7 protein-coding genes, 1 tRNA gene and 2 pseudogenes are annotated in these 11,266 nt (G+C 47.6%); 5 read left to right on the top strand and 5 right to left on the bottom strand.

Features of this window, described 5'->3' with window-relative positions; genetic code table 11:
* Positions 1-514 precede the first annotated feature (514 nt).
* From sixA to ABZJ92_RS17925, 4 genes are all read right to left on the bottom strand, one after another.
* On the bottom strand, positions 515-1,000 hold the full coding sequence (gene sixA, locus ABZJ92_RS17940) for a phosphohistidine phosphatase SixA (RefSeq protein WP_001195824.1): 486 nt from the start codon (positions 998-1,000) through the stop codon (positions 515-517).
* Positions 1,001-1,202: 202 nt separating this feature from the next.
* A complete protein-coding gene (gene fadJ, locus ABZJ92_RS17935; RefSeq protein WP_000424986.1) occupies positions 1,203-3,347 on the bottom strand; it encodes a fatty acid oxidation complex subunit alpha FadJ in 2,145 nt (714 codons plus the stop codon).
* Positions 3,347-4,657: an acetyl-CoA C-acyltransferase FadI gene (gene fadI / locus ABZJ92_RS17930; RefSeq protein WP_000531985.1), complete on the bottom strand. Its 1,311-nt coding sequence runs from the start codon at positions 4,655-4,657 to the stop codon at positions 3,347-3,349. Before fadI ends, fadJ begins: the two co-directional genes overlap by 1 nt.
* Before the next feature lie 179 nt (positions 4,658-4,836).
* Positions 4,837-5,121 (bottom strand): YfcZ/YiiS family protein, encoded by a 285-nt coding sequence (locus tag ABZJ92_RS17925; protein WP_005085292.1) that lies wholly within the window; start codon positions 5,119-5,121, stop codon positions 4,837-4,839.
* Positions 5,122-5,492: 371 nt separating this feature from the next.
* Between ABZJ92_RS17925 and fadL the strand changes: the two genes are divergently transcribed.
* Together fadL and yfdF are read left to right on the top strand one after the other, a co-directional pair.
* Complete coding sequence (gene fadL / locus ABZJ92_RS17920; protein ID WP_005047046.1) at positions 5,493-6,833, top strand: long-chain fatty acid transporter FadL; 1,341 nt, start codon at positions 5,493-5,495, stop codon at positions 6,831-6,833.
* Between the two features lie 365 nt (positions 6,834-7,198).
* Entirely contained in the window at positions 7,199-8,257 is a 1,059-nt protein-coding gene (gene yfdF, locus ABZJ92_RS17915) for a protein YfdF (RefSeq protein WP_000937783.1), read from the top strand.
* A gap of 181 nt (positions 8,258-8,438) precedes the next feature.
* Here the strand turns inward: yfdF and mlaA are convergent, their stop codons facing one another.
* The gene (mlaA, locus tag ABZJ92_RS17910; RefSeq protein WP_000776763.1) at positions 8,439-9,194 is read right to left on the bottom strand and encodes a phospholipid-binding lipoprotein MlaA; all 756 of its coding nucleotides are present in this window, start codon (positions 9,192-9,194) and stop codon (positions 8,439-8,441) included.
* Positions 9,195-9,487: 293 nt separating this feature from the next.
* Here mlaA and ABZJ92_RS17905 point away from each other — a divergent pair.
* The 3 genes and pseudogenes from ABZJ92_RS17905 to intS form a co-directional block, all read left to right on the top strand.
* Positions 9,488-10,420, top strand: a pseudogene (locus tag ABZJ92_RS17905) (formate/nitrite transporter family protein).
* A 73-nt stretch (positions 10,421-10,493) separates the two neighbouring features.
* Positions 10,494-10,568, top strand: a tRNA-Arg gene (locus ABZJ92_RS17900).
* A 161-nt stretch (positions 10,569-10,729) separates the two neighbouring features.
* A pseudogene (gene intS / locus ABZJ92_RS17895) lies at positions 10,730-11,206 on the top strand (prophage integrase IntS); the annotation flags it as partial.
* Positions 11,207-11,266 lie beyond the last annotated feature (60 nt).

Here is an 11,266-nt window from a genome sequence, read left to right as displayed (position 1 = left end):
CTGATGGAAATGGAAGCCACGCAAGCACCTTAAAATCACCATCATACACTAAATCAGTAAGTTGGCAGCATTACCAGGACATCCTTAAAAAATACGGAATAAGTATTTAGAAAAAATAGAAAGTATATCAATAATGAATATCAACAGCTTAAAAAACAAACAATGAACATATAATGCGATTGGCATTTATCCACTTTTGACAATATAATATATAAACACTATAGCCAGAATTTAATCAAGTTTCAATTACATCCTGCCTGATTATTCAACTCTATTTTCTCTATTATCTGTATTAATAAATGACAATGAGTGTCAAACAGATATTATTCATTTCAACATGTAACTTTGGGCAAAATCAAGATACGCGTAGAAGAATAATTTCCGAATGAATGTAGAAAGTGTTTTATTTATAGATAAGGAGAGTCTTCGATAGTAGTGAGGTTGACAGATATCCGCTGCCTAATGAGCAATTATGCCCAATGAATCTACCTCATTGGGCATAATTTGGAACACATCAGATAGCTTTTGCCATCTTCAGATTACACGGGCTCATCTGCCAGTTGAATGTACCGTTTCCGCTTTCATCAAGCGTTACGCTGGCAATGGCCGAGGTGGTAAACATAGGCGGCGTTTCGCCCGGACATAACTCGGCAACCAGATACCCGACTAACGGTAAGTGAGAGATCACCAGTACCGAAGCAACACCTTCATTGGTCAACGCCTGCAAATAGGCACTGACCAGACCAACATCGCCGCAGGGCGTTAACTCCGGCAGAACTTCTGCACTGGAAGGCAGGTTCAGACAATCCCCTACTTCTTCCAGTGTTTGCTCGGCTCGCAGGAACGGGCTCACCAGAACGCGTTCGATTTCCACTTTTTGACCTTTCAGCCAGTTCGCCATCAGGCGAGATTCGTCACAACCATTAGTGGTCAGAGGACGAACCGAATCACTGGCGGAATCGAGGGCTGCGTCGCCGTGACGCATGATAAAAACTTGCATATTGCACCGCTTTTGTTAACCAGATTCGCCCGTTTTCTTTCATCTGAAACCAGAGAAAGAAAACGGTGGCCGGCATTGTGCCTTATCCATTCACCGAATGAAACGCTGTTTTTTACCTCAATGGCGTAAGTATAGTCAATATGCGTTTACATTTTGACCAACACTCCGCCATTCAGCGCGGATTCATATAGCTTTGACCTTCTTATTGCAGGTCAGTTGCAGTTGTTTTCCAAAAACTTTCCCCACGCGCGCCCATCTCGACCAAACGCTCGCAAGGGGTAAAACGGGAACCATACTGCGTGGCCAGTCGTTGCATTATTGCAACCACTTCGCCCGCGCCGAGAGAATCGATATAGCGGAACGGTCCACCGAGAAATGGCGGAAAACCAATGCCAAATACCGCACCAATATCCCCGTCACGCACGCTACGGATAACCTGCTCATCAACACAACGTACTGCTTCATTCAGCATCAACATCACACACCGTTCAGCAACCTGCGGTGCGGAGAGTCGCCCCTGCCCTTGTGCGCCAATGAGCGGGTAAATGGCAGGATCGACCTGTTTTTTGCTTTTACGCCCTTTCTGACCATAAAGATAGAAACCCCGACCATTTTTTCTGCCTTTGCGATCGTCGTTCAAAATTGAAGAAACAACATTTGCAGGCGCGCTAAAACGTTCTCCATAAGCGGCTTCCAGTACAGGAATAATTTTAGTCCCGGTGTCGATTCCTACCTCATCCAAAAGTTGGATTGGGCCTACCGGAAAACCAAATTTCACTAGCGCGGCATCAATGTGCTCTACCCGTTCACCTTCGGTCAGCATGCGGATAGCTTCATTAATGTAAGGCGCTAAGATGCGATTGACGTAAAACCCGGCTTTGTCACGCACGACAATGGGCGTTTTGCCCTGTTTTTTCGCCAGTTTTACCGTAGTGGCGATGGTTTGCGCCGATGTACCCGCATGAGGAATAATCTCTACCAGCGGCATTTTTTCCACCGGACTGAAGAAATGCAGGCCAATAACTTGCTCAGGTCGCGCGGCGTGAGCGGCGATATCACCAATCGGTAAAGATGACGTGTTCGAAGCAAAAATGGTATGAGCGGCGCAATTTTGCTCCACTTCCGCCACCATCTGTTGTTTTAATTCGAGATTTTCAAACACCGCTTCAATAATCAGATCGCGATGGGCAAAGCCGCGATAGTCCGTCGTTCCGGAGATTAATGCCAGCTGTTTGTCACGTTCGCTGGCTTTGAGATGACGACGGCGAACTTTGCCCTCCAGCTGATCCCAACTGTACTTCAGCGCATGATTTATGCCCTGCGGGTTGATATCTTTAATTCTGACCGGAAGCCCCGCTTTACAAGCAGTGACATAAGCAATACCGCCGCCCATCAAGCCACCACCTAAAATTCCCACGCTGTTTAATGGCGCAGGCGGTGCATCACTACCGGGATCTTTCTTCACGTCCGTACTGGCAAAAAAGATACTACGCAAAGCTTGCGATTGCGGCGTCATCGCCAGTTCGCCAAAGGCGCGAGCTTCAGCGTCATAGCCGCTGCTGGTGCCCTGCGCTAATCCCGTTTCAACAACCTCCAGGATGCGTTCTGTCGCCGGATAATTGCCTTGAGTTTTGTGTTCTGTTTTCTTGCCGACCATTTTGAACAGCAGCGCACGACCTAACGGCCCCGCCAGAATACGCTCGCGTACAGGTAGAGGGCGGGAAGATGGGCGATCCTTCTTCGCCAGCTCAACAGCGGCTTCCAGCAAAATGGAGTGCGGAACAACGTCATCCACCAGCCCCAGCTTTAATGCCTGTTTCGCCCGAAGTTGTTTTCCGGTGAGAATCATCTCTAATGCTGTACTGACGCCTATCAGACGCGGTAAACGCTGGGTGCCGCCTGAACCGGGTAACAATCCAAGTTGTACTTCAGGCAAACCGAGCACCGTTTTAGGATCGTCAGTACAAACGCGACCGTGGCACGCCAGCGCCAGCTCCAGCCCACCGCCCAGGCAAGCGCCATGAATAGCCGCGATAACCGGAATGGGCAAAGCATGAATCTCCGCCATCAACTGTTGGCCCTGCCGCGCCAGTGCTTCCGCTTCTTGCGCCGTTTTGCAGTTGCCAATCATGTTGATGTCTGCTCCGGCGATAAAATTGTCCGGTTTCGCGGAGATAAACACCACGCCGCGCAACTCTTTGTTTTCACGGAGTTGCTTAATAATGGCGCGCACCTGCGAGGCAAATTCCGCCTTCAGGGTATTCATTTTCTCATCCGGTACGTCGATGGTGATGATAGCAATGTTGTCCAGACGAACATTAAGAGTAAACGCTGATGCCATTTCCATTATTCCGCCTCCAGAACCATTGCCGCGCCAAGCCCACCGGCAGCACAGGCGGTAACTAAACCAAATCCACCGCCGCGACGGCGAAGTTCATGCAATGTCTGGGTAATCATCCGCGCGCCGGTCGCCGCGAAGGGATGTCCGTAAGCAATCGAACCGCCAAGCACGTTAAATTTGCTATCGTCCACTTCGCCAGTGGCATGTGCACGCCCCAGTACTTCACGAGCAAAACGTTCACTACCCAGCAACTGAATATTCGCCAGTGTCTGAGCTGCAAAGGCTTCGTGCATATCGATCAATGTCAGTTCGCTCATCGTCAAACCGGCACGTTCCAGCGCCAGCGGTGTTGACCAGGCTGGACCGAGCAACATGTCCTGCCAGACATCAATCGCAGTAAATGCGTAGCTGCGCAGATACCCCAGCGGCACCAGCCCTAATTCTTTCGCCCGGGATTCAGTCATCAGGATCACCGCTGCCGCGCCATCGGTCAGCGGCGTACTGTTTGCCGCCGTTACCGTTCCGTGTTTGCGATCAAACGCCGGGCGCAGCTTTGCGTAATCGGCAAGCGAGGAATTACCGCGAATATTGTTGTCTTCGACAAGCGGTTGTTTATAAGGAGGGATAAAGGCAGTCATCACCTCTTCTTTGAGTTTTCCGTCTGACCATGCCTGAGCGGCACGCTGATGCGAACGGTGCGCTAATGCATCTTGCTGTTCTCGGGTGATGCCGTAGGTTTTCGCCATTTGTTCGGCGGTGTCGCCCATCCGCAAGCCAGTAGAATATTCTGCTACCGCAGGCGGTACGGGCATTAAGTCGCGCAAACGCAGGCGAGAGAAGAGTTTCAGGCGCTGGCTCATGGTTCGAGCTTTGTTGACATCAACCAGCACGTACGCCAGTTTTTTACTGACGCCAATTGGCAATACGGAAGAGGAATCTGCCCCACCGGCAATCCCCGCTCGGATAGTTCCCGCCATCAGGCTTTCTGCGACGTTTGCAACCGCTTGGAAACTGGTAGCGCAAGCGCGGCTGACGCTGTAAGCATCGGTATGCACATTCATTCCGGTACCGAGAACAATTTCACGCGCAATGTTGGGGGCTTCAGGCATTTGTACGACCTGACCAAAGACCAGCTGTTCAATCACTTCAGCGGGGATCTCGCTGCGTGCCAGCAGTTCGCCTACCACCATCTTCCCTAAATCAACCGTGGGAATGCCATGAAAAGCCGTCGCCTGGCGGGCAAAAGGCGTACGTAAACCGCTAACAATGGCGATACGATCGCCCTGGCGGGTAACCAGTGGTAAAACCTGACCCATAACACTCCCCTGTAAAAAAATAAATAAAGTGGTCTGACCTGATCATAGTCTTAACCATTTTTTTACATTTAGCCAAGCGGAGAAAAAGGAAAGTGGGAGCTATGACACAGTGAAGACAGAAGAAAGAAAAGAAAACGCCCCTGCCAGCAACTGACAGGGGCGTACGTACCCGAGAGGAATTAACGCAGACCCAGCTGGAAGATCAGCATTTCAGCTTCGCAGGCAAAAGTGAAATCGATATCCAGGCGCACACCGTCAGACTCTTCAGTGAAAGTCGGGGAGATTTTGCACGGTTCGGATTTCACGCTACGGGATTTTTCAGTCAGCGCCGCCAGCGTTTGTTCTGCTTCTGCGCGGTTTGCAAACACGCGGCTGTAAGACGCGGTGCAGTCGGAGTTGTCCATAATGGTGCCAACATCCATACAGCAGCAAACCGGGGTTTCATCAGCACTACATTTACTCATCGTTGATTTCCTCTGTATGTGCACCCAAGGTGCCAGATAAACGTTGTGGATATTTTACGCTTCCGGAAAGTGCTGCTCCAGTTGTTAATTCTGCAAAATCGGATAAGTGACCGAAATCACACTTAAAAATGATCTAAAACAAAATTCACCCGAATCCGCGAGTGCGCAACCTCCAAATTTTGCCAGCTGGATCGCGTTTCTTAGATCATATTTGAAAAAAGATGGAAACATACTTGCAACATTCTAGCTGGTCCGACCTATACTCTCGCCACTGGTCTGATTTCTAAGATGTACCTCAGACCCTACACTTCGCGCTCCTGTTACAGCACGTAACATAGTTTGTATAAAAATAAATCATTGAGGTTATGGTCATGAGCCAGAAAACCCTGTTTACAAAGTCTGCTCTCGCAGTCGCAGTGGCACTTATCTCCACCCAGGCCTGGTCGGCAGGCTTTCAGTTAAACGAATTTTCTTCCTCTGGCCTGGGCCGGGCTTATTCAGGGGAAGGCGCAATTGCCGATGATGCAGGTAACGTTAGCCGTAACCCCGCATTGATTACCATGTTTGACCGCCCGACATTTTCTGCGGGTGCGGTTTATATTGACCCGGATGTGAATATCAGCGGAACGTCTCCGTCTGGTCGTAGCCTGAAAGCCGATAACATCGCGCCTACGGCATGGGTTCCGAACATGCACTTTGTTGCACCGATTAACGACCAATTTGGTTGGGGCGCTTCTATTACCTCTAACTATGGTCTGGCAACAGAGTTTAATGATACTTATGCAGGCGGCTCTGTCGGGGGTACAACTGACCTTGAAACCATGAACCTGAACTTAAGCGGTGCGTATCGCTTAAATAATGCATGGAGCTTTGGTCTTGGTTTCAACGCCATCTACGCTCGCGCGAAAATTGAACGTTTCGCAGGCGATCTGGGGCAGTTGGTTGCTGGTCAGATTATGCAATCTCCTGCCGGGCAAACTCCTCAAGGGCAAGCATTGGCAGCTACCGCCAACGGTATCGACAGTAATACCAAAATCGCTCATCTGAACGGTAACCAGTGGGGCTTTGGCTGGAACGCCGGAATCCTGTATGAACTGGATAAAAATAACCGCTATGCACTGACCTACCGTTCTGAAGTGAAAATTGACTTCAAAGGTAACTACAGCAGCGATCTTAATCGTGCGTTTAATAACTACGGTTTGCCAATTCCTACCGCGACAGGTGGCGCAACGCAATCGGGTTATCTGACGCTGAACCTGCCTGAAATGTGGGAAGTGTCAGGTTATAACCGTGTTGATCCACAGTGGGCGATTCACTATAGCCTGGCTTACACCAGCTGGAGTCAGTTCCAGCAGCTGAAAGCGACCTCAACCAGTGGCGACACGCTGTTCCAGAAACATGAAGGCTTTAAAGATGCTTACCGCATCGCGTTGGGTACCACTTATTACTACGATGATAACTGGACCTTCCGTACCGGTATCGCCTTTGATGACAGCCCAGTTCCGGCTCAGAATCGTTCTATCTCCATTCCGGACCAGGACCGTTTCTGGCTGAGTGCAGGTACGACTTACGCATTTAATAAAGATGCTTCAGTCGACGTTGGTGTTTCTTATATGCACGGTCAGAGCGTGAAAATTAACGAAGGCCCATACCAGTTCGAGTCTGAAGGTAAAGCCTGGCTGTTCGGTACTAACTTTAACTACGCGTTCTGATAACGCGTTCGCCTGGATAAAGTCACCTGCTATGCAGGTGACTTTAACTCCCCCACTTCACCGAAAGTAGTTTCCTCATTGCTTGCCTCCTGAGTTTTGCAAACAGCCTGATGGCAGCTTGCCCTTTCAAATCAGTAAGTGGTATCCACAGACAAACCTGAAGGGAAATGCATATTTTCAAGCGTTCTGCTCGTCCTTCTCAAAGAGTTTACTTTTCTGCATTTCCAGGATACTCAACCCCCCTGGCTATTGTGCGCTTATACACTCAAATTAAAGATAGGTTCTAAATAAATGAGCGTTTTTTGATAGTCTATTTCATTAGGTAATATATATTTGTAACAAATCAATCAACATGGAATAAAATCATGCTACCATCTATTTCAATCAACAATACCAGCGCAGCTTACCCAGAATCCATCAATGAAAATAACAATGATGAAATTAATGGATTAGTACAAGAGTTCAAAAACCTTTTTAATGGTAAGGAAGGAATAAGCACCTGTATTAAACATCTACTTGAGCTTATAAAAAACGCCATACGAGTAAACGACGATCCTTATAGATCTAATATTAATAATTCCTCAGTTACTTATATTGATATTGGCTCCAATGATACAGACCATATTACTATTGGTATCGACAACCAAGAACCAATAGAATTACCTGCGAACTATAAAGACAAAGAACTCGTCCGTACTATCATTAATGACAACATAGTTGAGAAGACTCATGATATCAATAACAAGGAAATGATCTTCAGCGCATTAAAAGAAATATATGATGGAGATCCTGGTTTTATCTTCGATAAGATATCACACAAACTCAGACATACGGTAACGGAATTTGATGAGAGCGGGAAAAGCGAACCAACTGACTTATTTACCTGGTACGGTAAAGATAAAAAAGGCGACTCTCTCGCTATTGTAATTAAAAATAAAAACGGAAATGATTACTTATCTCTCGGTTACTACGATCAGGACGACTACCACATTCAAAGAGGAATTCGTATTAATGGTGATAGTCTCACCCAATATTGTAGTGAAAACGCCAGGAGTGCTTCAGCGTGGTTTGAAAGCAGTAAAGCTATCATGGCAGAATCATTTGCAACTGGTTCCGATCATCAGGTTGTAAACGAGCTCAACGGGGAAAGACTGAGAGAACCTAACGAAGTTTTTAAACGTTTAGGTCGAGCAATAAGATATAATTTTCAAGTGGACGATGCAAAATTTAGACGCGATAATGTAAAAGAAATAATTTCTACTTTATTCGCTAACAAAGTTGACGTTGACCATCCTGAAAATAAATACAAAGACTTTAAGAATCTCGAAGATAAAGTTGAAAAAAGACTTCAAAATCGCCAGACGAAATATCAAAATGAAATTAATCAACTATCTGCACTAGGTGTTAATTTTGATGATATTTAAAATTATTTTTCCAGTTTTTTGATTTTTCAACGCCTGAATATCGGAAATAGTCAGTGACAAACATCAGTATTTTTACATCATTACGTCCGGGTCATTGTCGGTTTATCTCCTTTTACTTGTGGTAATTGAGGGATAACAACAAAAAAGGTGAGTTTTGCGACTCACCTTTTTTATTTGTTTCTTATTCAGAATCGATATCTTTTAAATCATCCTGAATCGCTTGCGCGTTCGGATTTTCCTGCGGTTTGAGTTCGCCGCCATTAGCGATGAAATCATGACGCTGGAAGTACGCTTCGCGCACCATAATATAAGGATCGGACGACTGACGCAGCAGACCATCGGAATCCAGCAGCTGAGCGCGGGTTTCGATCCCTTCAAGCGTCCATTTACCCACAGACATCGGCCAGGTCAGCCAGGAAAGAACCGGGTAAAGAGCATCCGCCATATCACCACCGTCATCACGCAGCGTGAAGCTACCGTAGAACGGTAACTGAACGTAAGGCCCATAACCCACGCCATAATGACCAAGCGTACTACCGAAGCGGTGAGGTTCAGTCCGTTGCAGTTTCGGGTTCGCCATCCCTGCAACATCAATAAAGCCGCCCATCCCCAAAATGGTGTTCAGGAAAAAGCGGGTAAAGTGGACCATCCCCTGATAAGGGTCGCCCTGCAAGAAGTAGTTAACCATCACCGCAGGTTCTTCAAGGTTGCCAGTAAAGTTGCTCAAACCATTACGCGCCGGTTGCGGAACATAATCACGCCAGGCGACAGCGACCGGTCGAACAATATACGGGTCTAATACGTTGAAGTTGAAGTTGTACATGGTGCGGTTGAACCCTTCTAACGGGTCAGAACGCCCTTGCTGATCTGTACCGGAACTCGCACACCCCACCAGAAGCGTAGTTCCCAGAGCAAGCGCCGACAGGCGAAGCTTCATAAATGTCTCCCTGTTTTTTTATGGCTTATGCAGTTTGCCATCCATGACGGAACGATACCGTATCCGCCTGTTTAGGTGTGGGCGATTGTAACAGCACGTCAACTGATGTCCAGACGCCCTGATTTGCTGATTTGATCATAGCCTGGTAATCGCCGCCCTGTAGGCTACTTGATTCTATAGAAACAGAAAAAGGCAAACGCAGCCTTTTCTACATTTTCAGAGTAACTCCCGCCAGTTGCGAGCAAAAAAGCCGCTACGCTTTAGCTATACGTGCTAATTCAAGAGAAGAGACCATGGACAACGACAAAATTGATCAACACAGCGACGAAATTGAAGTTTAGAGCGAAGAAAAAGAGCGCGGCAAAAAAATAGAAATAGATGAAGACCGACTCCCCTCCCGAGCGATGGCAATTCATGAGCATATCCGCCAGGATGGTGAAAAAGAGCTAGAACGCGACGCAATGGCGCTACTGTGGTCAGCCATTGCGGCGGGTCTGTCGATGGGCGCTTCGTTACTGGCAAAAGGGATATTTCATGCCGAACTGGAAGGTGTGCCGGGCAGCTTCTTGCTGGAGAATCTCGGTTATACCTTTGGTTTTATTATCGTCATAATGGCCCGCCAGCAATTATTTACCGAAAACACCGTGACTGCGGTACTACCCGTCATGCAAAAACCGACAATGAGCAACGTTGGCTTACTTATGCGGTTATGGGGAGTCGTGCTGCTGGGTAATATTCTCGGGACTGGTATTGCTGCGTGGGCATTTGAATATATGCCTATCTTCAATGAAGAAACTCGCGATGCATTTGTCAAAATCGGCATGGATGTGATGAAGAACACCCCCAGCGAGATGTTTGCCAACGCGATCATTTCCGGCTGGCTGATCGCCACTATGGTATGGATGTTTCCTGCAGCAGGTGCGGCAAAGATTGTGGTGATTATATTGATGACCTGGCTTATTGCCCTGGGTGACACCACCCATATCGTGGTCGGTTCTGTTGAAATCCTCTATCTGGTGTTTAACGGTACGCTGCACTGGAGCGATTTCATCTGGCCCTTCGCACTACCTACTTTAGCGGGGAACATCTGCGGCGGCACCTTTATCTTCGCGTTAATGAGTCATGCACAGATTCGTAACGACATGAGCAACAAGCGTAAAGCAGAAGCACGCCAAAAAGCAGAACGTGCGGAAAACATTAAGAAAAATGATAAAAACCCAGCATAAATGGCGAGGGTTTAAGCAATCGAGCGGCAGCGTACTTACCCCGCAGTCCATTAGCGGGTATACTCGCCGCATTGTCCTCTTAGTTAAATGGATATAACGAGCCCCTCCTAAGGGCTAATTGCAGGTTCGATTCCTGCAGGGGACACCATTTATCAGTTCGCTCCCATCCGTACCAGTCCGCAAAATCCCCTGAATATCAAGCCTTCCGTATATTCACAGTTCGTCATGGTTCGCGTCAGATCGTTGACAGCCGCACTCCATGACGGGTAAAAAGTGGATAAAATAATTTTACCCACCGGATTTTTACCCATGCTCACCGTTAAGCAGATTGAAGCAGCAAAGCCGAAAGAAAAACCATACCGCCTTCTCGATGGTAATGGCCTGTACCTTTATGTCCCTGTATCCGGGAAAAAGGTATGGCAGCTTCGCTACAAGATTGACGGTAAGGAGAAAATCCTGACCGTCGGAAAATATCCGCTTATGACTTTGCAGGAGGCAAGGGATAAAGCATGGACTGCGAGGAAAGACATCTCGGCTGGCATCGATCCGGTAAAGGCGAAAAAGTCTTCGTCTAACAACAATTCATTTAGTGCGATTTACAAGGAATGGTACGAACACAAGAAGCAAGTCTGGTCAGTAGGGTATGCGACTGAACTTGCAAAAATGTTTGATGACGACATTTTACCCATCATCGGCGGCCTTGAGATTCAGGATATTGAGCCGATGCAACTGCTGGAAGTAATCCGCAGATTTGAAGATCGCGGTGCAATTGAAGTGGTCAACAAAAACTGGCCACCGAGTTAGAGTTTTTCCAGTATCGATTTTCCGATTCGTTTGGGGGTAACC

It is taken from the genome of Shigella sp. FJ200513, assembly GCF_040495915.1.
Lineage (GTDB): Bacteria > Pseudomonadota > Gammaproteobacteria > Enterobacterales > Enterobacteriaceae > ECMA0423.
The sequence above is the reverse complement of the archived record's forward strand: the minus strand, read 5'-3'. Positions and strand labels throughout refer to the sequence as shown.

Bases quoted from the DNA above. Each gene is read 5' to 3' on its own strand.
- sixA (WP_001195824.1), bottom strand. From the start codon at position 1,000: ATGCAAGTTTTTATCATGCGTCACGGCGACGCAGCCCTCGATTCCGCC.
- fadJ (WP_000424986.1), bottom strand. From the start codon at position 3,347: ATGGAAATGGCATCAGCGTTTACTCTTAATGTTCGTCTGGACAACATT.
- fadI (WP_000531985.1), bottom strand. From the start codon at position 4,657: ATGGGTCAGGTTTTACCACTGGTTACCCGCCAGGGCGATCGTATCGCC.
- ABZJ92_RS17925 (WP_005085292.1), bottom strand. From the start codon at position 5,121: ATGAGTAAATGTAGTGCTGATGAAACCCCGGTTTGCTGCTGTATGGAT.
- fadL (WP_005047046.1), top strand. From the start codon at position 5,493: ATGAGCCAGAAAACCCTGTTTACAAAGTCTGCTCTCGCAGTCGCAGTG.
- yfdF (WP_000937783.1), top strand. From the start codon at position 7,199: ATGCTACCATCTATTTCAATCAACAATACCAGCGCAGCTTACCCAGAA.
- mlaA (WP_000776763.1), bottom strand. From the start codon at position 9,194: ATGAAGCTTCGCCTGTCGGCGCTTGCTCTGGGAACTACGCTTCTGGTG.